General features: G+C 65.3%; 22 protein-coding genes, 1 pseudogene and 1 riboswitch. Of the genes and pseudogenes, 8 read left to right on the plus strand and 15 right to left on the minus strand.

Annotated elements, in window-relative coordinates; genetic code table 11:
• Nucleotides 1-46: 46 nt before the first annotated feature.
• On the plus strand, nucleotides 47-1,396 hold the full coding sequence (locus ACROSR_RS04470) for an amidase (RefSeq protein WP_432682574.1): 1,350 nt from the start codon (nucleotides 47-49) through the stop codon (nucleotides 1,394-1,396).
• A gap of 42 nt (nucleotides 1,397-1,438) precedes the next feature.
• On the opposite strand, the gene ACROSR_RS04475 is transcribed toward ACROSR_RS04470, so the two are convergent.
• Genes ACROSR_RS04475 through hisF form a run of 3 tightly spaced genes read right to left on the minus strand, consistent with a single transcriptional unit; the run spans nucleotide 1,439 to nucleotide 2,808 of the window.
• On the minus strand, nucleotides 1,439-1,729 hold the full coding sequence (locus ACROSR_RS04475; protein WP_432682575.1) for a Dabb family protein: 291 nt from the start codon (nucleotides 1,727-1,729) through the stop codon (nucleotides 1,439-1,441).
• A 3-nt stretch (nucleotides 1,730-1,732) separates the two neighbouring features.
• The gene (locus ACROSR_RS04480) at nucleotides 1,733-2,047 is read right to left on the minus strand and encodes a phosphoribosyl-ATP diphosphatase (RefSeq protein WP_432682576.1); all 315 of its coding nucleotides are present in this window, start codon (nucleotides 2,045-2,047) and stop codon (nucleotides 1,733-1,735) included.
• Nucleotides 2,044-2,808 (minus strand): imidazole glycerol phosphate synthase subunit HisF, encoded by a 765-nt coding sequence (gene hisF, locus ACROSR_RS04485; protein ID WP_432682577.1) that lies wholly within the window; start codon nucleotides 2,806-2,808, stop codon nucleotides 2,044-2,046. Before hisF ends, ACROSR_RS04480 begins: the two co-directional genes overlap by 4 nt.
• A gap of 102 nt (nucleotides 2,809-2,910) precedes the next feature.
• On the opposite strand from hisF, the gene ACROSR_RS04490 reads away from it, so the two are divergent.
• Nucleotides 2,911-3,363, plus strand: a complete 453-nt coding sequence (locus ACROSR_RS04490; protein ID WP_432682578.1) for a DUF302 domain-containing protein — start codon at nucleotides 2,911-2,913, stop codon at nucleotides 3,361-3,363.
• Nucleotides 3,364-3,375: 12 nt separating this feature from the next.
• Here ACROSR_RS04490 and hisA read toward each other — a convergent pair whose 3' ends face one another.
• Complete coding sequence (gene hisA / locus ACROSR_RS04495; protein ID WP_432682579.1) at nucleotides 3,376-4,098, minus strand: 1-(5-phosphoribosyl)-5-[(5-phosphoribosylamino)methylideneamino]imidazole-4-carboxamide isomerase; 723 nt, start codon at nucleotides 4,096-4,098, stop codon at nucleotides 3,376-3,378.
• 239 nt (nucleotides 4,099-4,337) lie between these two features.
• On the opposite strand from hisA, the pseudogene ACROSR_RS04500 reads away from it, so the two are divergent.
• The 3 genes and pseudogenes from ACROSR_RS04500 to ACROSR_RS04510 form a co-directional block, all read left to right on the plus strand.
• Nucleotides 4,338-4,619 (plus strand): annotated as a pseudogene (locus tag ACROSR_RS04500) (DUF2147 domain-containing protein); the annotation flags it as partial.
• Between the two features lie 111 nt (nucleotides 4,620-4,730).
• Nucleotides 4,731-5,126 carry a DUF2147 domain-containing protein gene (locus tag ACROSR_RS04505; RefSeq protein WP_432682580.1) on the plus strand — a complete coding sequence of 132 codons (396 nt, stop codon included), beginning with the start codon at nucleotides 4,731-4,733 and terminating at the stop codon, nucleotides 5,124-5,126.
• A 63-nt stretch (nucleotides 5,127-5,189) separates the two neighbouring features.
• Nucleotides 5,190-5,624, plus strand: coding sequence for a VOC family protein (locus ACROSR_RS04510; RefSeq protein WP_432682581.1), 435 nt, complete (start codon nucleotides 5,190-5,192; stop codon nucleotides 5,622-5,624).
• A gap of 21 nt (nucleotides 5,625-5,645) precedes the next feature.
• Here ACROSR_RS04510 and hisH read toward each other — a convergent pair whose 3' ends face one another.
• Together hisH and hisB are read right to left on the minus strand one after the other, a co-directional pair.
• Entirely contained in the window at nucleotides 5,646-6,284 is a 639-nt protein-coding gene (hisH, locus tag ACROSR_RS04515; RefSeq protein WP_432682582.1) for an imidazole glycerol phosphate synthase subunit HisH, read from the minus strand.
• Nucleotides 6,285-6,347: 63 nt separating this feature from the next.
• The gene (gene hisB / locus ACROSR_RS04520; RefSeq protein WP_432682583.1) at nucleotides 6,348-6,935 is read right to left on the minus strand and encodes an imidazoleglycerol-phosphate dehydratase HisB; all 588 of its coding nucleotides are present in this window, start codon (nucleotides 6,933-6,935) and stop codon (nucleotides 6,348-6,350) included.
• A 239-nt stretch (nucleotides 6,936-7,174) separates the two neighbouring features.
• On the opposite strand from hisB, the gene ACROSR_RS04525 reads away from it, so the two are divergent.
• Complete coding sequence (locus ACROSR_RS04525) at nucleotides 7,175-8,329, plus strand: MraY family glycosyltransferase (protein WP_432682584.1); 1,155 nt, start codon at nucleotides 7,175-7,177, stop codon at nucleotides 8,327-8,329.
• A gap of 150 nt (nucleotides 8,330-8,479) precedes the next feature.
• Here ACROSR_RS04525 and ACROSR_RS04530 read toward each other — a convergent pair whose 3' ends face one another.
• The 3 genes from ACROSR_RS04530 to ACROSR_RS04540 form a co-directional block, all read right to left on the minus strand.
• Nucleotides 8,480-8,875: a VOC family protein gene (locus ACROSR_RS04530; RefSeq protein WP_432682585.1), complete on the minus strand. Its 396-nt coding sequence runs from the start codon at nucleotides 8,873-8,875 to the stop codon at nucleotides 8,480-8,482.
• Nucleotides 8,876-9,052: 177 nt separating this feature from the next.
• Nucleotides 9,053-12,490, minus strand: a complete 3,438-nt coding sequence (locus ACROSR_RS04535) for a pyruvate carboxylase (protein WP_432682586.1) — start codon at nucleotides 12,488-12,490, stop codon at nucleotides 9,053-9,055.
• Nucleotides 12,491-12,644: 154 nt separating this feature from the next.
• Nucleotides 12,645-13,793 (minus strand): alpha-hydroxy acid oxidase, encoded by a 1,149-nt coding sequence (locus ACROSR_RS04540; protein WP_432682587.1) that lies wholly within the window; start codon nucleotides 13,791-13,793, stop codon nucleotides 12,645-12,647.
• A 100-nt stretch (nucleotides 13,794-13,893) separates the two neighbouring features.
• Between ACROSR_RS04540 and ACROSR_RS04545 the strand changes: the two genes are divergently transcribed.
• Entirely contained in the window at nucleotides 13,894-16,230 is a 2,337-nt protein-coding gene (locus tag ACROSR_RS04545) for an ATP-dependent helicase (RefSeq protein WP_432682588.1), read from the plus strand.
• 94 nt (nucleotides 16,231-16,324) lie between these two features.
• Here the strand turns inward: ACROSR_RS04545 and ACROSR_RS04550 are convergent, their stop codons facing one another.
• Nucleotides 16,325-19,249, minus strand: coding sequence for a valine--tRNA ligase (locus tag ACROSR_RS04550; protein WP_432682589.1), 2,925 nt, complete (start codon nucleotides 19,247-19,249; stop codon nucleotides 16,325-16,327).
• A gap of 144 nt (nucleotides 19,250-19,393) precedes the next feature.
• A complete protein-coding gene (locus ACROSR_RS04555; RefSeq protein ID WP_432682590.1) occupies nucleotides 19,394-19,828 on the minus strand; it encodes an Lrp/AsnC family transcriptional regulator in 435 nt (144 codons plus the stop codon).
• A gap of 115 nt (nucleotides 19,829-19,943) precedes the next feature.
• On the opposite strand from ACROSR_RS04555, the gene ACROSR_RS04560 reads away from it, so the two are divergent.
• Nucleotides 19,944-21,074 carry a type III PLP-dependent enzyme gene (locus ACROSR_RS04560; protein ID WP_432682591.1) on the plus strand — a complete coding sequence of 377 codons (1,131 nt, stop codon included), beginning with the start codon at nucleotides 19,944-19,946 and terminating at the stop codon, nucleotides 21,072-21,074.
• A 1-nt stretch (nucleotide 21,075) separates the two neighbouring features.
• On the opposite strand, the gene ACROSR_RS04565 is transcribed toward ACROSR_RS04560, so the two are convergent.
• Genes ACROSR_RS04565 through ACROSR_RS04580 form a run of 4 tightly spaced genes read right to left on the minus strand, consistent with a single transcriptional unit; the run spans nucleotide 21,076 to nucleotide 24,306 of the window.
• Nucleotides 21,076-21,732 (minus strand): adenosylcobinamide amidohydrolase, encoded by a 657-nt coding sequence (locus tag ACROSR_RS04565; RefSeq protein ID WP_432682592.1) that lies wholly within the window; start codon nucleotides 21,730-21,732, stop codon nucleotides 21,076-21,078.
• On the minus strand, nucleotides 21,729-22,487 hold the full coding sequence (locus ACROSR_RS04570) for an ABC transporter ATP-binding protein (protein ID WP_432682593.1): 759 nt from the start codon (nucleotides 22,485-22,487) through the stop codon (nucleotides 21,729-21,731). The genes ACROSR_RS04565 and ACROSR_RS04570 overlap by 4 nt, the downstream gene beginning before the upstream one ends.
• Nucleotides 22,484-23,467 carry a FecCD family ABC transporter permease gene (locus ACROSR_RS04575; protein ID WP_432682594.1) on the minus strand — a complete coding sequence of 328 codons (984 nt, stop codon included), beginning with the start codon at nucleotides 23,465-23,467 and terminating at the stop codon, nucleotides 22,484-22,486. Before ACROSR_RS04575 ends, ACROSR_RS04570 begins: the two co-directional genes overlap by 4 nt.
• A complete protein-coding gene (locus ACROSR_RS04580; RefSeq protein WP_432682595.1) occupies nucleotides 23,464-24,306 on the minus strand; it encodes an ABC transporter substrate-binding protein in 843 nt (280 codons plus the stop codon). The genes ACROSR_RS04575 and ACROSR_RS04580 overlap by 4 nt, the downstream gene beginning before the upstream one ends.
• Before the next feature lie 225 nt (nucleotides 24,307-24,531).
• Nucleotides 24,532-24,739, minus strand: a riboswitch (cobalamin riboswitch).
• Nucleotide 24,740 lies beyond the last annotated feature (1 nt).

Raw genomic sequence — 24,740 nt, forward strand, 5'->3', positions numbered from 1 at the left:
CTCTGCCGCTAGCAATGGGAGGATCGAAAAAGCAGGGAGCGGCGCGATGCAGGGTTGGTTGGACATGACCGCAGGCGATCTGGGACGCGGCAACGCGCGCGGCGATATCGACCCCGAGGCGCTGTGCGACACCTACCTCGCCGCGATTGCGGCGCATCCCCTGCGCGACCGGATCTACAGCGTGGTGACCGAAGATCGTGCCCGCGCCGAGGCGGCGGCCTCTGCCGCGCGCGCACGGGCGGGGCAGAGGCGTGGCCCGCTTGATGGTGTGCCAATCAGCTGGAAAGACCTTTATGACAGCGCGGGCATCGTGACAGAGGCGGGATCGGCGCTGTTGAAAGGCCGCGTGCCGGACCGCGATGCAGAGGTCCTGCGCAACGCGACGGCGGCGGGGCTTGTCTGCCTCGGCAAGACGCACATGAGCGAACTGGCATTTTCCGGGCTCGGGCTCAATCCGGTCACGGCGACGCCGCCCTGCGTGAACGACGCCGATGCGGTGCCGGGCGGGTCCTCGTCGGGGGCCGCGGCCAGTGTGGCGTTCGGTCTTGCCGCGTGCGGAATCGGCTCTGACACCGGTGGATCGGTGCGGATCCCCGCCGCCTGGAACGATCTCGTCGGGCTCAAGACCACCACGGGGCGGGTGTCGCTGTCGGGTGTCGTGCCGCTTTGCCTGCGATTCGACACGGTGGGGCCGCTGGCACGGTCGGTCGAGGATGCCGCCCTGATGCTCGCGGCGCTGGAGGGGGGCAAGCCTGCCGATCTGCGCGGCTCGTCCCTGAAAGGCATGCGATTTGCCGCCCTGCGCACCGGCGTCATGGATGACATCCGCGCCCAACCCGAGGCAGGCTATGCCGCCGCTGTCGCCCGGCTGCGGGAGGCCGGTGCGACGATCATCGAGATCGATGCCCCGGAAGTGGCCGAGGCGTTGCCGCTGTCGCCCACCTTGTTCACTGGCGAGGCATATGGCCTGTGGCGCGATGTCATCGAGGCGTCTCCGGAAAAGATGTTCCCCCCGATCCTCGAACGATTCCGTGGAGGCCAGTCCGTCTCGGCAGCCGATTATGTGTCGGCCTGGCAAAAACTGGAGGGCCTGCGCGCGGACTGGCGGGCGCGCGTGGCAGGGTATGACGCGGTGCTGATGCCCACGGCCCCCAACATGCCCCCCGATCATGACCGCCTGATGGAGGATGACGCCTATTACGTCACCGAAAACCTGCTGACGCTGCGCAACACGCGGGTGGGCAACCTGATGGGGCTTAGCGCGGTGACGCTGCCCACCGGCACACCCAGTTGCGGGATCATGCTGTGCGGCGCGGCCTTCCAGGAGGAACGGCTGTTGCGCGTGGCCAGTGCGGCGGAAAAGGTCCTTGGGGGCGGCGCGCCACCGGAAAATTGAACATTTTCCGGTCCGGAATTTCCGAAAAATTCCGGCCTGGCCTCATCCGGATTTGAAATCGGCGGCGATTCGCAATTCGCGCATGGGGCGTACGCGGGCAATGCATTCAGCATAGATGGGATGGGCCTTGTAGGCGGCGAGCGCCGCCTCGTCGGCAAATTCGCCGTATACCACCAGATCGACACGATTGCCGGGGATGGCATCGCTTTGCAGGTTGTGACCCACCTCGAAATGGCTGGAATGCGGGATCTCGGCCAGCATCATCAGGCCCTCTCGGACGCGCTCGATATCTTGCGGATCAGCCGCTGAGAAAAAGACGATATGCCGGATCATGGGTTACTCTTTCTCGCGCGACGCTTTTTCGGACAGGCCTGATCGTGCCTGCCGGTCGGACAGTTCGGCCATCACGTCGGCCAGGGCCACATCGCGCGATTGCAGCATCACCAGCAGGTGAAACAGGACATCGGCGGCCTCTGATGTAAGGCGGGCGCGGTCACCCTTTACCGCCTCGATGATCGCTTCGACCGCTTCCTCGCCGAATTTCTCGGCGCATTTCTCGGGGCCTTTGGCCAGCAGTTTGGCCGTCCAGCTTTGGGATGGATCGGCGTTGGCGCGGGCTTGGATGGTGCGGGCGAGATCGTCGAGTGTCATGCAGCGAGCCTTACGGGAATACCTGCAAGGGCCATATGGTTTTTGGCCTCTTGAATGGAATAGGTGCCGTAATGAAAGATCGACGCGGCCAGCACCGCCGAGGCGTGCCCCTCGATCACCCCTTCGACCAGATGGTCCAGCGTGCCGACGCCACCCGATGCGATCACCGGCACCTCCACCGCGTCGGCGATGGCGCGGGTCAGGGCGATGTTGAACCCGGCCTTTGTCCCGTCGCGGTCCATCGAGGTCAGCAGGATCTCGCCCGCACCTTTCGCCGCCACGGTCCGCGCAAATGCCACGGCGTCGATGCCCGTCGGCTTGCGCCCGCCATGGGTGAAGATCTCCCACTTCCCCGGACCGGTGGTCTTGGCGTCTATGGCGACGACAATGCACTGGCTGCCGAAACGGTCGGCGGCGCGCGCCACCACATCCGGATCGGCCACGGCGGCGGAATTGAAGCTGACCTTGTCCGCGCCGGCCAGCAGCAGGGCGCGCACGTCCTCTGCCGTGCGCACGCCGCCACCCACGGTCAGCGGGATGTAGCAGGCCTCGGCCGTGCGGCGGACCACGTCGAACATGGTGCCGCGATTTTCATGCGTGGCGTTGATGTCGAGAAAGCAGAGCTCGTCCGCGCCGGCCGCGTCATAGGCGCGGGCGGCGTCCACGGGATCGCCCGCATCGCGAAGATCGACGAAATTCACACCCTTGACCACGCGGCCATCGGCGACGTCCAGACAGGGAATGATACGGGTTTTGAGCATGTTATCGCTAATATATCGAAGTCACGTCATTGTTTATGGGCAAAGCGCCCAAGATGCCAGAGGATGCCGACATAATCTGTCTCGAAACTCAAGGAGTCCGATATGATACGTTTGCTTGCCGTCGTGGCGATCTGTTTGGCGGGACTACCCGCGCTTGCCAGCAATGACGACCTGATGATGGTCGAATCGTCGTCCGACGTGGCCACCACCATGGACCGCCTCGAGGCCGCGGTGACCGGGGCCGGGGCGAGTGTCTTTGCCCGTGTCGATCATGCCGAAGGTGCGGCATCGGTGGACATGGATCTTGGCCCGACGCAGGTGTTGATCTTCGGCAACCCGAAGATCGGCAGCCGCGCCATGCAGGACGACCCCCGCGCGGGGCTGTTTCTGCCGATGAAGGTGCTGGTCTACGAGGACAGCGACGGACAGACATGGCTGGCCTATCAGGATCCCGAGGAGATGTTCGACGATCTCGATATCGACGATGACGCGGAGTACATCAAGATGATGTCCGGCGCGCTTGGCAAGCTGACGGCCAAGGCCGCCGGTAACTGAGGCAGGCCGCGCTTAACCTGCGAGCGCGGCAAGCGCCTGTCGCAGGTCGAGCGCCCCGTCGTAAAGCGCGCGTCCCGAGATCGCCCCGTTCAGGTGCGCCCCGCAATCGCGCAGGGCGATCAGGTCGTTCAGCGATGATACCCCGCCCGAGGCGATCACGGGGATGCTCACGGCGCGCGCCAGCGCCGCCGTGGCGTCGATATTGGGGCCCTGCATCGCGCCGTCGCGGTTGATGTCGGTATAGATGATCGCGGCCACGCCCGCGTCCTCGAAGGATTTTGCAAGCTCGGTCGCGTCCACATCGGTCGCCTCGGCCCAGCCCTTGGTCGCGACCAGACCGTCCCGCGCGTCGATGCCAACAGCGATCTGTCCGGGGAAGGTGCGCGCCGCCTCGCGGACAAGCGCCGGGTTCTCGACCGCCACGGTGCCGAGGATCACGCGGGCAAGCCCTTTTGACAGCCACGTCTCGATGGTCGCCATGTCGCGGATGCCACCGCCCAGTTGCGCGGGCACGTCGCATTCGTTCAGGATTGCCTCGACCGGGGCGCCGTTGACCGGCTGGCCCGCGAAGGCGCCGTTCAGATCCACCAGATGCAGCCACTCGCAGCCCGCATCCACGAAGGCGCGCGCCTGCGCCGCGGGGTCGTCGTTGAACACCGTTGCCTTGGCCATGTCGCCACGCAACAGCCGCACGGCCTTGCCGTCCTTGAGGTCGATGGCAGGATAAAGGATCATGGCCGGGCGCTTTTCTGGTTGAGACAGGCGTCGTTTGGCATGTGCCCAATAGAAATGCAACGCGACCCGACGTCAGACTTGATCCGAAACGTGACGGTACGGCACCCTATCGCCCCAGGGAGGACAACATGATGCGATATCTTGCGATGACGACGATGGCGTTTGGCCTGTGGGCGGGCATGTCCATGGCGGAACCGCTTGTCGGGCTGTGGTAGACGGCCAAGGACGATAACGGCGATTCCGGGCTGATCGAGGTCACGCCATGCGGTGACGCGCTGTGTGGTGAACTGGTCAAATCCTACAATGCCGCGGGCCAGGAGATCGAGAGCACGCATGTCGGCCGCAACATCATCTCGGATACCGTGCCGACCGGCGATGGCGCATACCGGGGCAAGATCTACAGCCCCGACCGCGACAAGACCTACAATGCGCGGCTGCAACTCGACGGGGACCGGCTTGATGTCAGCGGGTGTGTTTTCGGCATCTGCCGGGATGGCGGACGTTGGAAGAAGATCAGATGACACGGGCCGTGCGCTGAAATCCGCGCAAGCGGGCACCACCCCCATGATCATGGCACGATGAACGCTTATCTTGGACGCAAAGCGAATTTTCTCATGAGAGGAGCAACCGCGATGCGTTCTATGTTTCTGACAGCACTGATGGGCATTTTCACGACGTTTGGCACCGTCGTCAGCGCGGAACCCGCCCTTGGCACGTGGCAAACCGAGGCGGACAAGAAAGGCCAGGTCGCGCATGTCGAGGTGACACGGTGTGACAAGGCGCTTTGTGGCGAAATCGTGCGCACCTACGATTCCGAGGGCCAGCGCATCACCACCGAAAATGTCGGCAAGCGCGTGTTCTGGGACGTCACCCCGACCGGCGATGGAGAGTATCGTGGACGGGCCTGGGTCCCGGCGCATGATCGCGAATACGCCGCCCGTATGGATCTCAAGGGCAAGGACCGGCTGAAGGTCAGCGGTTGCGTCGGGCCGCTGTGTCAAAGCCAGATGTGGGCGCGGGTCGAATAAACCGCGTCTAATAGGGGGTCGTGCATGTGTTGCGCGACGCGCGCTTTGCGGTACGATACAGGCATGACCGACAAAGCCCTGCCTGACGCGATCCGACCCCAGGCAATACTCGAGGCCGCGCTCTATGCTGGCGATCTGGATGCGGCCGAGCGATTTTATGGCGATTTGCTGGGTCTGGAGCGCATCGTCCGCGTCGCGGACAGGCACGTTTTCTACCGCGTGGGGGAGGGCGTGCTATTGATCTTCAACCCGGCGGAAACCTGCAAGATGCCTGACAATCCCGACCTGCCCGTGCCGCCGCATGGCGCCGAGGGGCCGGGACATTTCTGTTTCGCCGTCGATGGATCGGCGCTTGATGACTGGTGCGCGCGACTGCGCGCGGCAGGTGTGGGAGTCGAGGCCGACTTTTTCTGGCCCAACGGCGCGCGTTCGATCTATTTCCGTGATCCTGCGGGGAATTCGATCGAAATGGCGGAACCACGCCTGTGGGCCCGCTGAGCGTACGGGACCGCCGGTGGTTCAGGGCCGCCAGGTCAGGAAATTGGCAATCATCCGCAGCCCGGTGTGCTGGCTTTTCTCGGGATGAAACTGGGTGCCGACGATCGTGTCGCGCCCCACCACCGCCGTGACCCGCTCGCCATAGTCGGCATGTGCCAGAAGATGCGCCGGGTCGTTCACGCGGAAGTGGTAGGAGTGGACGAAATAGGCGTGATCGCCGGTTGCGATCCCGTCCAGTACCGGATGCGGAACGTCGATCACCAGATCGTTCCACCCCATATGCGGCACCTTGAGCGTGGGATCGGATGGCTGGATATGCGTGACCGTTCCGCCGATCCAGTCAAAGCCGGGCGTCTCGGTGTATTCCATGCCGCGGGTCGCCAACATCTGCATGCCGATGCAAATGCCCATGAAGGGCCGGCCAGAGCCGAGCACGGCCTCTTCGATCGCGTCGAAGACGCCGCGATGGTCGTAAAGCTCGGTGCGGCAGGCGGGAAAGGCCCCGTCGCCGGGCAGGACGATGCGATCGGCGCGGCGGATGGCGTCAGGATCGGACGTGACGACGACCTTGCCGGCGTCCGCCTCCTGCGCCATGCGCTGAAAGGCCTTCTCGGCCGAATGCAGGTTGCCGCTTTCGTAATCGACGATGACGGTTGTCATGGCTGTCTGTCCTTTGTCGCACATCCTGTTTCGAAAAACCGGGTTCCAGTGTGCGGGATGTGCCTAGAGACTGCCCTTGGTCGACGGGATCGCATCGGATTTGCGCGGATCGCGTTCCACCGCCTCGCGCAGGGCGCGCGCCACAGCCTTGAAGGCGGCTTCGGCGATGTGGTGGCTGTTCAGGCCCGACAATGCCTCGACATGCAGGGTAATGCCGCCATGGCTGCTGAACGCCTGAAAGAACTCCCGGATCAGCTCGGTGTCGAATGTCCCGATCTTCGGCGTCGGCAGATCCACGGCCCAGACAAGATAGGGCCGCCCCGAAAGATCGAGTGCGGCCCGCACCAGCGCGTCATCCATCGGCAGCAGGCATGACGCATAGCGGCGGATGCCCCGCTTGTCGCCAAGCGCCTCGCGCAGCGCCTGACCCAGAGCGATGCCGACATCCTCGACGGTGTGGTGATCGTCGATATGCGTGTCGCCGGTGCAGCGGACGGTCATGTCGATCAGCGCATGGCGCGCAAGCTGGTCCAGCATGTGATCGAAAAAGCCGACACCTGTGACGTTGTCGTAGGTCCCTGTGCCGTCGAGACACAGTTCGACGGTGATGTCGGTCTCGGCGGTTTTACGGGTGATCGTGGCGCTGCGCATCGGGCCTCCGTTCGGATATGTCCGCTCTATACTGTGCCATGCGGCGCAGGCCAAGGCCTTGTACACCGCCGCCCGGCAGTGATGGCGCGCCGCGCGTCGGTAGCGTTGCCGTTTCGCCGCATTTTTGCGATTGTTCGCGAAAGGTTTTGAAAACCCGGTGCGGTGCACATAGGGCTACGCACAGTGGGCCTTGTGTGCTGCGAGGCTGTTCCCGGCACTCATACCAAGAGAATTTCGTCATGCTGCCCGTTCCTTCCCTGATCCCTTTTGCCGCCGACAGGCCCGCCGATTTCGGGATGCTTGTGCTGGCCTGTGCCCTGGTCACGCTGGTTTCGGGTCTGCTGATCATCCTTGGACGTCGTCCGTTGTCTCGACTTATGCGCGCGCGCGATGATGCACGGGCCGTTCAGGCGTCGCATGTGGGCGATCCGCTGAGGTTGGGCGGCGTGGCGATCTTCGCCGGTCTGCTGGCGGGTGCGGCCCTTGCCGACTGGCAGAATGCAGCCCTGCCCTTACTTTTGATCCTGTCCGCCGGACCGGCCTTTCTGGCCGGTCTTGGCGAGGATCTGGGATTCTGCGTCCCGCCCTTGCGCCGGCTGCTGGCGGCGGCGGTGTCGGCCGGTCTCGCGGTCCTTTTGCTTGGGGTCTGGGTGACGCGGGCGGACCTGCCGGGGCTGGATCAGGTGATGGCCTTCGCGCCTGCGGCGGTTCTGCTGACTGTCGCGCTGTCCGGTGGATTCTGTCATTCGACCAATCTCGTGGACGGGATGCATGGGCTGGCAACGACCGTGATTCTGGCGGCCGCCGTCGGGCTGATGCTGCTGGCGCAGGACGCGGGGGATCGCGACCTTGCCCTTGTAGCCGCTGTCCTGGGGGCTGCCATGGTCGGGTTCCTGGTGCTCAACTGGCCGTTCGGGACGGTGTTCATGGGTGACGCGGGATCTTACGGGGTCGGGCATGTGCTGATCTGGATCGGGATCCTGCTGGCCTGGCGGGTACCGGATATCGCGATTCCCGCGTTGCTGCTGATCCTGTTCTGGCCGTTCGCCGACACGTTTCACTCGATCACGCGCAGGCTGGCGCGCCGTGCACCGGTCTTCGAGCCGGACCGCATGCATCTGCACCAGAAACTCCGCCGGTGCATCGAGATCGTGTTTCTGGGCGGTGCCCGCCGTAGATTGTCAAACCCGCTCGCGACGCTGTGTCTGGCCCCGATGATCGTGATGCCGGTGGTTGCCGGGGTGCTTCTGGCCGGGGATGCGCGCGCCGCGTGGGCGTCGCTCGTGGCGTTCAGCGTGCTGTTCGGCGTGACCAATGTGCTGGTCACCCGATTCGCCTGCGCGCGGCGCCGCCGGTTCCGGCCCATGTCTGCGCGTCTGACCCACGCCGAATAGCGCCTGTCAGGCGGGTTGGTCCGCTGTACCGGGCCGTAATTCGTGGTGCCGTCGACGGCCTTGACGATCCACGAGGGCAGGTTGGCGAGATCGTCTCTTGTTCCGGGAAAAAAGGCGCGACCCTTCCCGGTCGCGCCCATGCCTATCCCGTCATTTGAAGCGCCCGCCGCGTTCCAGCACCTCGATCTCGTAGCCATCCGGATCGGCGACGAAGAAGAACTTGCCGACAAGCTTGCCGTCGGGGGCGAACTCCACGATCTTGCGGGGATTCAGGCCTTCCGCCTCGAACCGGGCATGCTCGCTTTCTAGATCCTCGACCAGCACGGCGAGGTGGCCGTATCCGTCACCCAGATCGTAGGGTTCGGTGCGGCCCTTGTTGACGGTCAGTTCGACCTCGAACGGGCTTTCGCTGTTGGACAGGTAGACAAGTGTGAAGTTCTCGAAATCGAGCCTGTCGGCGATGTCGAGCCCGAACGCGCGCTTGTAGAAATCTGTCGATCGCGTCTCGTCGAGAACGCGGATCATGCTGTGAATGGCTTTGGCCATCAGTCCCTCCAGAACGTTGCAATTGGCCCGAAACGGGTACCTGCGGGCGCCAGGCGCGGGTAGTAAAGGGATACCACGCGCGGTTTTCCTTATTCGGCCGCGATAGGGCGGGCCTCGGCGTGCAGTTTCGACACGAAGGCGGGCGTTGACACCCTTTCGGACGCGGCACGGTCGCGCCTATTCCAGCTCGATCAGCAGATCCTTGGCGTCGATCTGTCCGCCGGGCTGGACATGCACGGCCTTCACCACCGCGTCGCGTTCGGTGTAGATGCCTGTCTCCATCTTCATCGCCTCGATGGTCAGCAGCATGTCATCCTTGCGCACCTTCTGACCCGCCTGCACCGCGACGCTTGCCACCACGCCGGGCATCGGCGCGCCGATATGATCGGGGTTGCCTTGCTCGGCCTTGGGGCGTGTGGCGGTCTGTGACTTTACCAGACGGTTGGGCACTCGGGTCACGCGGGGCTGGCCGTTGAGTTCGAAGAAGACCTTGACGTCGCCTTCCTCGTTGGTCTCGCCCACGGCCTGCAGCCGGATTTCAAGGATCTTGCCGGGGTCGATCTCGACGCTGATCTCCTCGCCTGGTTCCATCCCGTAGAAGAAGCACCGCGTCGGCAGTGTGCGGACCGGGCCGTACTGCCTGTGACGTCCCATGTAGTCGAGGAAGACCTTGGGATACATCAGGTAGCTGTTGAGATCCTCGCGGTCGATGGAGGCTCCCTCGACCTGCGCGATGAGGTCCTTGTGCGTCGCCTCGATATCGACGGGGTCGAGATGTTTTCCCGGACGCTCGGTGTTCGGCTTCTCGTCCTTGAGCACCTTCTTGACGATGCCTTGCGGAAAGCCGCCCGGTGGCTGGCCGAGATTGCCGCGCATCATGTCGATCACCGAATCGGGAAAGGCCATATCCGTTTCCGGGTCTTCGACATCCGCGCGCGTCAGGCCCTGGCTGACCATCATCAGCGCCATGTCGCCCACGACCTTCGAGCTTGGCGTGACCTTCACGATGTCGCCGAACATCTGGTTCACTTCCGCATAGGTGCGGGCGATCTCGGGCCACTTGTCCTCAAGGCCCAGGCTGCGGGCCTGCGCCTTGAGGTTGGTGAACTGCCCGCCGGGCATTTCGTGCAGGTAGACCTCGGATGCGGGGGTTTGCAGCCCGGCCTCGAAGGCCACGTATTGCGCGCGGACCTGTTCCCAGTAGTTGGACAATTCGCGGATCCGCTCGATCGGCAGGCGGGTGTCGCGGGGCGTGTTCTGTAGCGCCGTGACGATCGACCCAAGGCAGGGCTGCGACGTGCCGCCCGAAAATGCGTCCATCGCCGCGTCGACCGCGTCGACACCCGCCTCGGCCGCGGCGAGGATCGACCCGCCGGCAATGCCCGAGGTGTCGTGGGTGTGGAAATGCACGGGGATGTCCAGCTCGTCCTTGAGCGCCTTCACGAGGACGCTGGCCGAGGCCGGCTTGAGCAGCCCGGCCATGTCCTTGAGGCCCAGCACATGCGCGCCGGCATCCTGCAATTCGCGCGCCATGCCGACATAGTATTTCAGGTCGTACTTGGCGCGGTCGGGGTCGAGGATATCGCCGGTATAGCAGATCGTGCCTTCGCAGATCTTGCCCGAGTCTATCACCGCATCCATGGCCACGCGCATGTTCTCGACCCAGTTGAGGCTGTCGAAGACGCGGAACACGTCCACCCCGGTCTCGGCGGCCTGTCGCACGAATTCCTGCACCACGTTGTCGGGGTAGTTGGTGTAGCCCACCCCGTTAGAGGCGCGCAGCAGCATCTGCGTCAGCAGGTTGGGCATCGCGGCACGCAGGTCGCGCAGGCGTTGCCACGGGCATTCCTGCAGGAACCGGTAGGCCACGTCGAAGGTTGCACCCCCCCAGCATTCCACGCTGAACAGACCGGGCAGGTTGGCGGCATAGGCGGGCGCGGCGCGCACCATGTCGATCGACCGCATCCGCGTGGCCAGCAGCGACTGGTGCCCGTCGCGCATCGTGGTGTCGGTCAGCAGCAGCTTGTCCTGCGCCAGCATCCAGTCCGCGACCGCCTTTGGTCCCTTGTCGTCCAGCAGCGTCTTGCTGCCGGGGGCCGGATCGCCCTGCAGCGCGGGCGGGCGCGGCAGTTTGAGATCGGCCGGCTTGGCCCGTCCGGTGGTTTCGGGGTGCCCGTTCACCGTTATGTCGGCGATATAGGTCAGCACCTTGGTGCCCCGGTCGCGCCGCTTCGAGAACTTGAAAAGCTCGGGCGTGGTGTCGATGAACTTGGTGGTGTATTCGTTGTTGAGGAATGTCGGGTGCTTCAGCAGGTTCTCGACAAAGGCGATATTGGTGCTGACGCCGCGGATCCGGAACTCGCGCAGCGCGCGGTCCATCCGCGCGATGGCGGCCTCGGGCGTCGGCGCCCAGGCGGTGACCTTGGTCAGCAGGCTGTCATAGTAGCGGGTGATGACCCCGCCCGAATAGGCCGTCCCGCCATCAAGACGGATGCCCATGCCCGTTGCCGACCGGTAGGCGGTGATGCGGCCGTAATCCGGGATGAAGTTGTTGAGCGGGTCCTCGGTGGTGATCCGCGTCTGCAGGGCATGGCCGTTGAGCGTGATGTCGAATTGGCTGGCCTTGCCGGTCGCGTCGATCAGCGTTTTTCCCTCGGCGATCTTGATCTGCGCCTGAACGATGTCGATGCCGGTGACCTCTTCGGTCACGGTATGTTCGACCTGTACGCGGGGATTGACCTCGATGAAGAAGAAATCGCCGGTGTCCATGTCCATCAGGAATTCGACGGTGCCGGCGCATTCGTAATTCACATGCTTGCAGATCCGGTGGCCAAGCTGACACAGGTCCTCGCGCTGCGCGTCCGACAGGTAGGGGGCGGGGGCGCGTTCCACGACCTTCTGGTTGCGCCGCTGCACCGAGCAGTCCCGCTCGAACAGGTGATACATGTTGCCGTGCTTGTCGCCGAGGATCTGAACCTCGACGTGGCGGGCGCGCAGGATCATCTTTTCAAGATAGCCCTCGCCGTTGCCAAAGGCGCTCTCGGCCTCGCGCCGGCCCTCTTGGACCTTTTCCTCCAGCTCGTCCTCGTTCTCGATGGGGCGCATGCCGCGCCCGCCGCCGCCCCATGACGCCTTCAGCATCAGCGGATAGCCGATCTCGCCAGCCGCCTTGCGGATGGCGGTCATGTCATCGCCCAGCACCTCGGTCGCGGGGATGACCGGCACGCCGGCCTCTATGGCAACGCGCCGCGCGCTGGCCTTGTCGCCAAGCGCGCGCATCGTCTCGGCGCGCGGTCCGATGAAGGTGATCCCGGCGGCGTCGCAGGCATCGACGAAATCGGGGTTCTCGCTCAGCAGGCCATAGCCGGGATGGATCGCGTCCGCGCCGCATTCGCGCGCCACGCGGATGATCTCGTCGATGCTGAGATAGGCGGCGACAGGCCCCATTCCGTCACCGATGCGGTAGGCCTCGTCGGCCTTGAACCGGTGCAGGCTCAGCTTGTCCTCTTCGGCGAAGATGGCGACGGTGCGTTTGCCCAGCTCGTTGGCGGCGCGCATCACGCGGATGGCGATCTCGCCGCGATTGGCGATCAGGATCTTCTTGAACTCGGCCATGCCTGTCCCCCGGGTGGTCCGTTTCGTGGTGTTGCGACGGCCATGCTGCGCTGCCGCAGTCCCACCTTTCTAGGATTTGCAACCCGTTTGCGCAATCCGGCATTCCCGGTATTCGCCCGTGGGGCGAATTTGCTGCCGTGCCGGGTGGGGCGGACTACCCGTCCGGGATCAGCCGGGCGCGCACATCGGTCAGCTTGCGGGTGCCAAGCTGCCCCATGTTGGCGCGCAGATCCTCGGCCAGGATATCGGCCAGATGCGCGGGGCCGGCATCCCCAAGCGCCCCGAGCGCGAAATGCCACCCGCGCCCCATCATCACGAAATCCGCGCCAAGCGCGATGGCGCGCAGGATGTCGAGGCCCCCCTCGATCCCGCCATCCATGATCAGCGGCAGCGTGGTGGCGTCGCGTATTGCGGGCAGGGCCTCGACCGTGGCGGGGGCGGCGTCGAACTGCCGCCCGGCGTGGTTCGACGCCCAGATCGCATCGACGCCCGCCTGCTCCAGCATGGCGGCATCATCGCCGCGCAACACGCCCTTGACCACCAGCGGCCCGTCCCACGCGTCGCGCAGCCAGCGCAGATACTCCCAGTCCGGCGAGGTGCGCAGCAAGTAACCCGCGTGCTTGTTCGACGGCATGCCGCTGGTCTTGCCGGCATAGTCGTCGATCAGCCGCATGCGCGGCAGTCCCAGCCGCGCCATGCCCGCGGCCCAAGCCGGGCACCGTGCCACCTGCGCCATAAGCCGCGGGGTCAGTCGCGGAGGTTGCGTCAGCCCCGACCGCGCCTGTCTTTCGCGGCGGCTGCCCACGGGAACATCGACGGTCAGCACCAGAACGCGGAACCCTGCGTCGCGCGCCCGCCGCAACATGTCGCTGCGGATCTCGGGATCTCGGGGCGGGTACATCTGGAACCAGCCCTCGCCGCCCATATGCGGGGCCACGTCCTCGGGCGTTTGGCTCGCCACGGTCGACAGCGCGTAGGGAATGCCCGCGGCTGTGGCTGCGCGCGCCAGACGCCGCTCGGCGTCGGGCCAGATCAATCCCGACATGCCCACCGGTGCGATCCCGACGGGCAGAGCATGCGTCTGCCCCAGCAGCGTCGCCGAGATATCCGCATCAAACTCGCCATGCAGGATCGACGGCGACAGCTGTACCCGGTCCAGCATGATCCGGTTGCGTGCCTTCGTGGCCTCGGCCCCCGTGCCGCTGTCGAGATACTCCCAGACGAAACGCGGAATGCGAGACTGCGCACGGGCGCGCAGATCGCCGAGGGCTGGGTATCGGGTGTGCAAGGTCATGATCTGCATCTGCACGCGTTTTCAGGTGTTTGTCCAGTGCCGTACCCAGTTTGGAACAATCCCCGAACATCCCTTTATCTCCGGTCTGCCCCGCGCTAATATCGCATCCATGAACAGCTACGACGAATCCGACGCCTTCGAGGGGGCGGGCCTTGCCGCCCGCGCCATGGCCGCAAGGCCCGCGCCCTATCTCGACGACCTCAACCCCGAACAGCGCCGCGCGGCCGAGACGCTCGACGGGCCGGTTCTGATGCTTGCTGGGGCGGGCACCGGCAAGACCAAGGCGCTGACCACGCGGATCGTGCACCTTCTCAACACCGGACGCGCCCGCCCGAACGAGATCCTCGCGGTGACCTTCACCAACAAGGCCGCGCGCGAGATGAAAGAGCGTGTCTCGCGCCTGATGGGCCAGCCGGTCGAAGGCATGCCGTGGCTGGGCACCTTTCATGCGATCTGCGTCAAGCTGCTGCGGCGGCACGCGGAACTGGCCGGTCTCAAATCGAATTTCACGATCCTCGACAAGGACGATCAGCTTCGCCTGCTCAAGCAACTGGTGCAGGCCGCCAACGTCGACGACAAACGCTGGCCGGCGCGGATGCTGGCCGGTATCATCGACAACTGGAAGAACCGCGCGCTGACCCCCGAGAACCTGCCTGCATCCGAAGCAAGCGCCTATGACGGCAAGGGTCCGGCGCTTTACCGCCAGTACCAGATCCGGCTGCGCGAACTGAATGCGGTCGATTTTGGCGATCTGCTGCTGCATGTCGTCACGATATTCCAGAACAATCCGGATGTGCTGGCGCAATATCAGCGTTGGTTCAGATACATCCTAGTGGACGAGTATCAGGACACCAACGTCGCGCAGTATCTGTGGCTGCGCCTGCTGGCGGGCGGGCACAAGAACATCTGTTGCGTGGGCGACGACGACCAGTCGATCTATGGCTGGCGCGGCGCCGAGGTGGGCAACATCCTGCGGTTTGAGAGCGACTTTCCCGGCGCCGCCGTCATCCGGCTGGAGCAGAACTACCGCTCCACCCCGCATATTCTCGCCGCGGCCGGCGGCGTGATCTCGGCCAATAGCGGCCGCTTGGGCAAGGAGTTGTGGACCGAAGCCGAGACCGGCGAGAAGGTGCGCCTGATCGGCCACTGGGATGGCGAGGAAGAGGCCCGCTGGATCGGCGAGGAAGTGGACTCGATGCAGCGCGGCACACGCGGCGTTCGGGCCATGTCGCTCGACGAGATGGCAATCCTCGTTCGGGCCTCCCACCAGATGCGCGCGTTCGAGGATCGGTTTCTGACCATCGGCATGCCCTACCGCGTTATCGGCGGCCCGCGCTTCTACGAGCGGCAGGAGATCCGTGATGCCATGGCCTATTTCCGCCTCGTCACCTCGCCCGCCGACGATCTGGCGTTCGAGCGGATCGTCAACACCCCCAAGCGCGGCCTCGGCGACAAGGCGCAGCAGAAGATCCAGGTGATCGCGCGGCAGAACAGCGTGCCGCTGATCGAGGGCGCGCGGATGCTGCTCGACCAGAAGGGCCTGACCGGCAAGGGCGCAGCGGAACTGGCCAAGCTGCTGGACGGCCTCGCCCGCTGGGGCCGCATGGTGGGCGACGATGATATCAGCCATATCGAGCTGGCCGAGATGATCCTCGATGAAAGCGGCTATACCGGCATGTGGCAGAACGACAAGACACCCGAGGCGCCGGGCCGTCTGGAAAACCTCAAGGAACTCGTCAAGGCGCTGGAAGGCTTCGAGAACCTGCAGGGATTTCTCGAACATGTCAGCCTGATCATGGATAACGAGAACGAAGAGGCTGGCGAAAAGGTCACCCTCATGACGCTGCACGCTGCCAAGGGGCTGGAATTTCCGGCGATCTTCCTGCCGGGCTGGGAAGACGGTCTTTTCCCCTCGCAACGCTCTATGGATGAAAGCGGCACGCGCGGCCTCGAGGAAGAGCGGCGCCTCGCCTATGTCGGTATCACCCGCGCCGAGGAGGTCTGCACCATTTCCTTCGCCGGCAATCGCCGCGTGTACGGGCAGTGGCAATCGCAGATGCCCTCCCGCTTCATCGACGAATTGCCCGAGGCGCATGTCGAGGTGCTTACGCCGCCGGGGCTTTACGGCGGTGGCTTCGGCGCGACGGCCTCCGGGATCGAAACCCGCGCGGCCGAGGCCAACGTCTATAATTCTCCGGGCTGGCGGCGGTTACAATCGCGCAGCGGCGAACGCCCGCTCAGCCAGCCGCGCGAATCGAAATCACCCGTGATCGACGCCCACGCCGTCAGCGCGCATACCGTGGGCGAGCGCGTCTTTCACCAGAAATTCGGCTACGGCGCGATCCTGGGTATCGAGGGCGACAAGCTTGAAGTCGAGTTCGAGAAGGCCGGCGTCAAGAAAGTGGTCGCGCGCTTCATCTCCGGCGCAGACGACGTACCGTTCTGATACTGACAGCCCGGCGGAATTTGAGTATTTTTGGAAAGATGAAACTGCCTCGGAATTTCATCTTTCTCCAAATACTCCCGCCGGAGGCGTCCTGTCAGCCAAGCTCGGCCAACCGCTGAAGTGCCGCGCGCAGCTTGGTTTCTTCCTCTTCTCGCAGGCCAAGATTCTCGCGGGTCTCTTCCACGACGTCCTCTGGCGCGCTTTCGACGAATTTCGGGTTGTTGAGCCGGCCGCGCAGCCCACCGAGTTCTTTTTCCAGCTTGGCCAGCGTCTTTTCCAACCGCGCCTTTTCCACGTCCACGTCGATGATATCGGCCAGCGGCAGACCGAAGCTGCCGCCCTCGACGGTCACGGTGGCGCAGCCCTTGGGGAAACTGTCGACCTGCGTCAAGACGTCGATCCGCGCGAGGCGCTTGATCATCACCTCGTTATGCGCCCATGCATGACGCCCGGCCGCGCTGAGATCGGTCACCAGTAGCGGCACGTGAAGCCCCGCGGGGACATGCATTTGCGCGCGGGCCGAGCGGATCTGCTCGATCAACGTGATCACCCAGTTCATCTCGCGGTCGGCCTCGGGATCGACGAGATCCATGCCGTAATCTGGCCAGTCGCCATGCACCAGCATCTTTTGCCGGTTCGCCAGCGTGCCCCAAAGTTCCTCGGTCACGAATGGCATGATCGGGTGCAGCAGGATCAGGCACTGGTCGATGACCCACGCCATGGTTTCCTGCGTTTCGGCGCGGGTGGCGTCATCGCCATCCATCAGCAGTGGCTTGGAAAACTCGACATACCAGTCGCAGACCGTACCCCAGACGAAGCTGTACAGCGTGTTCGCTGCATCGTTGAAGCGGAAATTCTCGAGTGCGGCGTCGACGGTGACGCGCGTCTTGGCGGTTTCACCGATGATCCACTTGTTGACAGTGGCGTGCGGCGCGGGGATCGTGCCAGTGCTGCCCACGGCCTCGTTCATCTCGGCAAAGCGGGCGGCATTCCATAGTTTCGTGGTGAAATTGCGGTAGCCCGCGATGCGGTCCTTCGACAGCTTGAGATCGCGCCCCATGGCGGCCATCGCCGTCAGGGTGAAGCGCACGGCGTCCGCGCCATACTCGTCGATGAGATCCAGCGGGTCGAGGACGTTGCCCAGGGATTTCGACATCTTCTTGCCCTTTTCGTCGCGGACGAGGGCATGGACATAGACGTGGCCGAAGGGTTTCTGCCCGACAATGGCGTATTGCATCATCATCATCCGGGCGACCCAGAAGAAGATGATGTCAAAGCCGGTGATCAGAACCGAGGTCGGGAAATAGCGGCGCAGTTCCTCGGTATCCTCGGGCCAGCCGAGCGTGCCGATGGGCCAGAGGCCGGACGAGAACCACGTGTCTAGCACGTCGGGATCACGTGTGAGCGTTCGTCCTTCCGCCAGCTCCTGTGCCTTGGCCTCCGAGGTCGCGCAAAACTGGTTGCCGTCTTCGTCGTACCACACCGGGATCTGGTGCCCCCACCAGAGCTGACGTGAAATGCACCAGGGCTCGATATTCTCCAGCCAGTGGAAATAGACCTTGCGGTCGGCCTCGGGCAGGATCGTCACCTCGCCCGAGCGCACGGCATCGAGCGCGGGCTGGACGATCTGCTTCGTGTCAACGAACCACTGGTCGGTCAGCATCGGTTCGATCACCACTTTCGAGCGGTCGCCGAAGGGTTGCATCATCGGCTTCGCCTCGATCAGCGGGACAAGGCCCTCGACCGGAACCTCACCGCCCTCTTCGGGCGCGGCGGGGCGCGCTGCCGCGCTGCCAAGGCGCGGGTCATCGGGGCGCGTCATCATCGCCAGCCCTTCCGCCGTGATCTCGGCGACGACCCGTTCGCGGGCCTCGAACCTGTCCAGACCGCGCAGGTGGTCCGGGATCAGGTTGAGGCTATCGACCTCCTCAATGGTGAAATCGGCGCCCTCGGCGATCGCCTGCGCACGGGCCGCGGCCTCAGCGTAGGGCGCGCCATCGTCGCGCAGGTATGCGCGCGTGTCCATCAGCCGGTACATCGGGATGTTGCCGCGCTTGGCGACCTCGTAATCGTTGAAATCATGCGCGCCGGTGATCTTCACCGCTCCAGAGCCGAACTCGGGGTCGGGATAGTCGTCGGTGACGATCGGGATCAGGCGGCGATGCGCCTTGGGACCGACCGGTATCTCGCAAAGTTTCCCGACGATCGAGGCGTACCGGGCGTCAGAAGGATGCACCGCGACCGCGCCGTCGCCCAGCATCGTCTCGGGGCGTGTTGTCGCGATCGAGATATAGTCGCGTTCTTCCTCCAGCACCACCGTGCCATCCTCGTCACGCTCGACATAGGTGTATGTCTCGCCGCCCGCCAGCGGATACTTGAAGTGCCACATGTGGCCCGCGACCTCGACATTCTCGACCTCCAGGTCCGAGATGGCCGTCTCGAAATGCGGGTCCCAGTTCACAAGGCGCTTGCCACGATAGATGAGGCCCTTTTCGTACATCTCGACGAAGACGCGGATCACGGCGTCGTGGAAATTGCCCTCCTCGCCCTCGGGCGCCTCTGGCGCGCCCGACATGGTGAAGGCCTCGCGCGACCAGTCGCAAGAGGCGCCGAGTCGCTTGAGCTGCCCGATGATTGTGCCACGCGACTTGATCTTCTGCTGCCACACGCGGCGCTCGAAGGCGTCCCGGCCCATCTCGACGCGCGTCGGCTCGCCGTTCGCCGCCATCTCCTTTTCGGTGACCATCTGCGTGGCGATGCCGGCGTGATCCGTGCCCGGCTGCCACAGCGTGTCATGTCCGCGCATCCGGTGCCACCGTACGAGGATATCCTGCAACGTGTTGTTGAACGCATGCCCCATGTGCAACGAACCCGTCACGTTGGGTGGCGGGATCATGATGCTGAAACTCTCGGCGCCGGGCTGCGCATTCGCGCCGGCCTCGAACGCGCCGGCCTCCTCCCACGCGTGGTAGAGTCGCTCTTCGGCCTCGGCGGCGTTGAATGTCTTGTCCATCGTCATGGCGTCTCATTCCTGCAGGATCGGATCTGTCGTCGTGTAACGAATGTGTATACGAAGGAAAAGCCACAGCACTCTGAAAAACCTCAGAGCAGAACCGCATCACCGTTTCTTCTTGGCAAAAATACCCAAATTCAGTTGCTTGCATCATGCGCCGCGGTCGAGCTTCGTGGCCAGGTGAATAAGGCTTTCCGAGGCTTTGACGCCCTTGGCCTCGCCGATCCGGTCGAGTGTCTCGTCCAGTGCCTCGGTGGTGTCGGCCTCGATCGTCACGATCAGGTCGAAGCGCCCGGATGTCGTGTGCACGCGCTGCACCGCGCGCAGCGATTTGAGACGGGCAAGGACGGCCGGACCGGCGCGCGGTTCGATGCTCAGCAGGGCGGTGGCATGCAGCGCAGGGCGCGCGATCTGCCCAAGCCGAAGCGCGTAACCCGTGATGACCCCTGACCCCTCCAGCCGGTCGAGCCGGGCCTGCACGGTGGTGCGCGCAAGGCCGAGGCGGCGCGCAAGCGTGGTCACCGGAAGACGGGCATTGTCCTGCAAGAGCGCGATCAGTCGTCGGTCGGTTTCGTCGATTTGCATGATGGCTACGTCGTTATGTCTATTCAGGATGCCATTATATACATATTGACGCGATGATTCGACGTGTTTCTGCGGCAAACTTGTCTGGAAAGAGTTGATCGAAGGAAATCCCGTCATGCGCAACCGCCCCGATAGCCCTGATCCGCGCGCCCATCTGCGGCGCCATGCCCCGGATGCGCCGGTGCTTTATTTTTGCCCCGCGCGGCTTCAGGCCACGGCGCGTGACTTTTTGGCAGGATTTCCAGGACTTGTGACATATGCGGTGAAAGCCAATCCCGGCGAGGAAGTGCTGGCCAATCTCGTGCATGCAGGGATCGACAGCTTCGACGTCGCCAGCCCCGAAGAGATGCGCGCGGTGCGGGCCGTCGCCCCCGAGGCGGCGCTGCACTACAACAATCCCGTGCGCTCGCCGGCCGAGGTGGCGGTCGCCGCCGAGATGGGCGTGCGCTCTTTCTCGGTGGATTGCATGTCCGAGCTATCCAAGTTGCGGGGACATGTCCCGCCAGAGTCCGAGGTCAGTGTGCGGCTCGCCCTGCCGGTATCCGGCGCGGCCTATCATTTTGGTGAAAAGTTCGGTGCGGACCCCGACAGCGCCGCGGAACTGCTGCGCGCGGTGGTGGCACAGGGGTTCACCCCGTCGATCACGTTCCACCCCGGCACGCAATGCGCCGACCCGCAGGCCTGGGCCAGCTACATCACCGCCGCGGCCGAGGTCGCGCGCGCCGCGGGGGTACGGCCGCGCCGGCTCAACGTGGGCGGCGGGTTCGCCTCGCATCGTACTGGCGCCCTTCCCGATCTTGGCGCGATCTTCGCGCGCATCCGGACCGAGGTCGCGCAGCATTTCGGGGCCGAGGCGCCGCAGCTTGTCTGCGAGCCGGGGCGCGCCATGGTGGCCGAGGCGTTCAGCCTCGGGTTGCGCGTCAAGGCGCTGCGCGACACCGGGGCGATCTTCGTCAACGACGGCGTCTATGGCGGCCTGACAGAGATCCGCGATATCGGTGCGCCTGACCGCATCACGGTGATTGCCCCCGATGGCACGCCGCGCACCGGGGCGCTGCGCCCGCGGGTGGTTTATGGCCCGACCTGCGACAGTATCGACCGTCTGCCCGATCCGCTGCCTCTGCCCGAGGACATGGAAGAGGGCGATCACATCCTCATCGCCGGCATGGGGGCCTATACGCGCAGCCTGAGCACCGCGTTCAACGGCTACGGGTTGCGCGATGTGGTGACGGTCGCGCGGCTTTGACTCAGCGTTGTCGCATGGCATCCTGGTACATGGCCCAGCCCCGTGCGCCGCACGCCACGGCGTCATGCACCGCGCGCCCGACGGCCTCGCCCGTATCCGTGTGCAGCCCGGCATAGCGCAGCCCCCCCGCCGGGGCGGCGACCGCGATGCAGTCCGTGCCGGTTCCGGTCGCGATGCCGGTGGCAAGGTGCAGCCCGGCCTCGGCGATGGCTACGGTGCGCGCCTGCGTCGCGATGCTCAGCGCCTCGATCCGGGCTGCATCGGTGAGGCCGGTGTCGATCGCGACCGCGATGTTGATCGTGCCCCACGCGCGGGCGGTGGCGGGCAGCCGCGTGCCCACGCGTTCGGCATTCGACAGCCCCACAGTGGCCACGGCGCGCGCCGTGACGGTGCCCGCGGTGGCGCTGCGGTCCACATGCGTGCCGATATCGCAGGAGGTGAGAAAACACACAGCATCGCGGGCGCGTCGCGCGGTCAGCTCGCGGTCAAGCCACGCCTCGACATCCAGATCCTCGGGCAGATCGGCATTGCGCACCTCGCGCCACAGGATGCGGCGCGCCGTGACCTGACCGGGACGGTTGATCGCCCAGCTGAGCACCGGCATCTCGTGGTCCAGATCCAGGCAGAGCCACGGGCGCGCCAGGTTCAGGCCGCTCATCGCGTGACATCCATCGGCTGAAAGACCGGGCCCTGCGCGGTTTGCGCATAATGCGCCGAGACATGGAAGATGCGCGCAAGGTTGCCGGGCGTCAGCACTTCGGCCGGTGGGCCGTCTGCGGCGACACCGCCCTCGCCGAGCAGGATCAGCCGGGTGCAGTGCCGCGCGGCCAGCCCCAGATCGTGCATAGAGACGATGACGGCGCGACCGTCCCGCGCAAGGTCGGCGAAGACCTGCATGGTCGAGATCTGGTTTGCCGGATCAAGTCCGGCGATCGGCTCGTCGGCCATCAGCAGCGGGGTGTCCTGCGCCAGCGCGCGGGCGATCAGCGCCATCGCCTGTTCGCCGCCCGACAGCCGCGTGGCGGCGCGGTGGCGCAGCGCGTCCAGCCCCATCGTGGTCAGCGCGGCGTCCACATGGCGCCGGTCGGCATCGGTCAGCGATTTCAGTCCACGCAGATGCGGGGTGCGGCCAAGGGCCACGAGGGTTTCCACGCTGACCGGCCAGGCGATGTCGCGCGATTGCGGCATCCACGCACAGGCGCGGCCGCGCGCGTCGGGCGACAGCGCGGCAAGGCTGCTATGCCCCGCATGTGGCACCAGCCCGAGGATCGCGCGCAGCAGCGTCGTCTTGCCCGCGCCGTTGGGCCCGATAAGGCCGATACATTCCCGTGGTTCCACGGTCAGGTTCACGTCCCCAAGCACGGGCCGTCCGCGCAACTGCACCGACAGGTTCTCGACGCGCAGTTCCGTCATGCCATGTCCGCCCGCGTCTTGTAGATCAGGTGCAGGAACAGCGGCGCGCCGACAATCGCGGTCAGGACGCCAAGTTTCAGATCGCGCTCGGGCAGGATCAGCCGGGTTGCCAGATCGGCGGCCAGCACCATCGCCGCCCCGCCAAGCGCCGACGCCCACAGCAGACGCGAGGGTTGTGCGCCGGTCAGCGGCCGCAGCAGGTGCGGGACCACAAGCCCGACGAAACCGATCGCGCCCGCCACGGCCGTCGCCGCCCCCACCACGCAGGCCGTGCCGAAGACCAGCGTCAGCCGCAGCGCGCGCAGGCGGATGCCCATGGCCGCCGCCGCATCCTCGCCCAGGGTCAGCGCATCGAGGCCGCGCCCCAGCGTGGCCAGCGCCCCCCAGCCGAGGATCATCAGCGGCAGCGCCAGCCAGACATGCGTCATCGACCGGTCGGCCAGCGATCCCATCATCCAGAACACGATCTCGCTGGCCGCGTAGGGATTAGGTGACAGGTTCAGCACCAGAGATGTGAGCGCGGCGGCGAGCGAGGAGATCGCGATCCCGGCAAGGATCAGCGTGATCGACGCCCCGCGCGGGCCGGCCAGCAAAAGCACCAGCAACACGCCTGTCCCGGCCCCGGCAAGGGCCGCCAGCGGCAACGCAAGGGTGAAGGCCGCGGCAAGCCCGGTATGGATCGCCAGCACCGCGCCCAGGGCGGCCGAGCCTGAAACGCCGATCAGCCCCGGTTCGGCCAGCGGGTTGCGCAGGTAGCCTTGCATCGCAGCCCCGGCAAGCCCGAGGCTGACACCGATCATCAGCCCCAGAAGCGCACGCGGCAGGCGGATCTCGCGCATCACCAGCGGCAGCGGGCCGTCGCCGCCGAAGATCAGCGCGCGGAGATCCTCGGTCACGGTCGTTTCAGCCGGACCGACGGTCAGCGAGGCCGTGAACAGCGCCGCGACCACCGCCAGAAGGATCAGCGCAAGGCGGCTCATTCAACGTGCTCCGCCATGCGCTTGCGCGTCTGCACAAGGCGGTCCACCGCGTCTAGCGCGTGCGGCGTGCCGCAGATCCAGCTGGGCGAGGTGATCTGCATCCCGGCACGCGTTGCCCGCAGAATGTCGAGCGCGGGATGATCCAGCACCGCCTCGGATCGCGATTCTCCGGGCAGGGGCGTGCCGCTGATCAGCAGGTCCGGCGCGGCCATCACCAGCGTCTCGACCGGCACCGTGCCCCCGCCCCGAAGACCCATCTCGCGGGCGAGGTTGCGAAATCCGGCGGCCTGCAGGATGTCATTCGACAGCGTGCCACCCCCCAGGGTATAGCCATTTGGGTGATAGATCGCGGCACGCGGGCGGTTCGCGCCGGTTTCCGACAGCGCGTCGAGGCGCGCGTCGAACTTGGCGATCAGGGCCGCGCCGCGCGCCTTGTGTCCCAGCACGCGTGCCATCTTCGTGATGCGGTCGCGCGTATCGGCCAGCGAACTGGCCGGGGCGAACTGCACCACCTCGATCCCGACGCCGCGCAGCATCTCGACCGTGGCACGGGCGGTATAGGCCCCGGCAAGCACCAGATCGGGATCCAGCAGATAGACCTCTTCGGCGCGCCCGTGATTGACCGGATAGGCGCGGGCGGCCTCGGCCATGGCCGAACTGTGCGGATCGCTTGCCAGGTCAGAGACGGATATCAACTGACCGGGATCGGCCAGCATCATCGCCAACTGATCCGTGCAGAGGTTGATCGACACCACGCGGCGCGGGGCCGTGTCCGCCAGGGCCCCGCTGCTGGTGAAGGCCACGGACAGGCACAGGACGATCAGAGGCAATACCCGCATCGTGCCCTACCCCCGCGGCGCGACGGCGAACCGCGCGGCAAGGATCGCATTTCGTGGCACGGCCCGCGCGACAGGTCCGGACTGGATCATGGTCTGTCCCTTCGACACCCGGTTGGGCATGGATGGTCCAAGCTGTAGGTCAGGGGAAGGGACGGACCCTTTCCGCAGACGGCGAAAGCGCCACCACGACGGAAAAACCGTTATCCATGGCGCACCCCGCGCCCGGATAGGGTGATCGCTTCGGCAGGTCTCCTGACTTGCGGGTCGGCGCTTTACCGGGCCTTCCCGTCACGGGGGCGTGACAGTGGCATGATGCGGTATCGCTCGCCGCTTACAGTTGCGGGGGCAGTCACGGACTTGATCCACCATGGATCGCACCGGGTTCCCTTTTCACCGGGTCTTTTGGACCCGGACCGAAGCAACTCCAATGATTA

This window comes from Roseovarius tibetensis, assembly GCF_050896375.1.
Lineage (GTDB): Bacteria > Pseudomonadota > Alphaproteobacteria > Rhodobacterales > Rhodobacteraceae > Roseovarius > Roseovarius tibetensis.

Excerpts from the sequence above, each read along its gene's own strand:
- ACROSR_RS04470 (WP_432682574.1), top strand. The coding sequence starts at position 47 with ATGCAGGGTTGGTTGGACATGACCGCAGGCGATCTGGGACGCGGCAAC.
- ACROSR_RS04475 (WP_432682575.1), bottom strand. The coding sequence starts at position 1,729 with ATGATCCGGCATATCGTCTTTTTCTCAGCGGCTGATCCGCAAGATATC.
- ACROSR_RS04480 (WP_432682576.1), bottom strand. The coding sequence starts at position 2,047 with ATGACACTCGACGATCTCGCCCGCACCATCCAAGCCCGCGCCAACGCC.
- hisF (WP_432682577.1), bottom strand. The coding sequence starts at position 2,808 with ATGCTCAAAACCCGTATCATTCCCTGTCTGGACGTCGCCGATGGCCGC.
- ACROSR_RS04490 (WP_432682578.1), top strand. The coding sequence starts at position 2,911 with ATGATACGTTTGCTTGCCGTCGTGGCGATCTGTTTGGCGGGACTACCC.
- hisA (WP_432682579.1), bottom strand. The coding sequence starts at position 4,098 with ATGATCCTTTATCCTGCCATCGACCTCAAGGACGGCAAGGCCGTGCGG.
- ACROSR_RS04505 (WP_432682580.1), top strand. The coding sequence starts at position 4,731 with ATGCGTTCTATGTTTCTGACAGCACTGATGGGCATTTTCACGACGTTT.
- ACROSR_RS04510 (WP_432682581.1), top strand. The coding sequence starts at position 5,190 with ATGACCGACAAAGCCCTGCCTGACGCGATCCGACCCCAGGCAATACTC.
- hisH (WP_432682582.1), bottom strand. The coding sequence starts at position 6,284 with ATGACAACCGTCATCGTCGATTACGAAAGCGGCAACCTGCATTCGGCC.
- hisB (WP_432682583.1), bottom strand. The coding sequence starts at position 6,935 with ATGCGCAGCGCCACGATCACCCGTAAAACCGCCGAGACCGACATCACC.
- ACROSR_RS04525 (WP_432682584.1), top strand. The coding sequence starts at position 7,175 with ATGCTGCCCGTTCCTTCCCTGATCCCTTTTGCCGCCGACAGGCCCGCC.
- ACROSR_RS04530 (WP_432682585.1), bottom strand. The coding sequence starts at position 8,875 with ATGGCCAAAGCCATTCACAGCATGATCCGCGTTCTCGACGAGACGCGA.
- ACROSR_RS04535 (WP_432682586.1), bottom strand. The coding sequence starts at position 12,490 with ATGGCCGAGTTCAAGAAGATCCTGATCGCCAATCGCGGCGAGATCGCC.
- ACROSR_RS04540 (WP_432682587.1), bottom strand. The coding sequence starts at position 13,793 with ATGCAGATCATGACCTTGCACACCCGATACCCAGCCCTCGGCGATCTG.
- ACROSR_RS04545 (WP_432682588.1), top strand. The coding sequence starts at position 13,894 with ATGAACAGCTACGACGAATCCGACGCCTTCGAGGGGGCGGGCCTTGCC.
- ACROSR_RS04550 (WP_432682589.1), bottom strand. The coding sequence starts at position 19,249 with ATGACGATGGACAAGACATTCAACGCCGCCGAGGCCGAAGAGCGACTC.
- ACROSR_RS04555 (WP_432682590.1), bottom strand. The coding sequence starts at position 19,828 with ATGCAAATCGACGAAACCGACCGACGACTGATCGCGCTCTTGCAGGAC.
- ACROSR_RS04560 (WP_432682591.1), top strand. The coding sequence starts at position 19,944 with ATGCGCAACCGCCCCGATAGCCCTGATCCGCGCGCCCATCTGCGGCGC.
- ACROSR_RS04565 (WP_432682592.1), bottom strand. The coding sequence starts at position 21,732 with ATGAGCGGCCTGAACCTGGCGCGCCCGTGGCTCTGCCTGGATCTGGAC.
- ACROSR_RS04570 (WP_432682593.1), bottom strand. The coding sequence starts at position 22,487 with ATGACGGAACTGCGCGTCGAGAACCTGTCGGTGCAGTTGCGCGGACGG.
- ACROSR_RS04575 (WP_432682594.1), bottom strand. The coding sequence starts at position 23,467 with ATGAGCCGCCTTGCGCTGATCCTTCTGGCGGTGGTCGCGGCGCTGTTC.
- ACROSR_RS04580 (WP_432682595.1), bottom strand. The coding sequence starts at position 24,306 with ATGCGGGTATTGCCTCTGATCGTCCTGTGCCTGTCCGTGGCCTTCACC.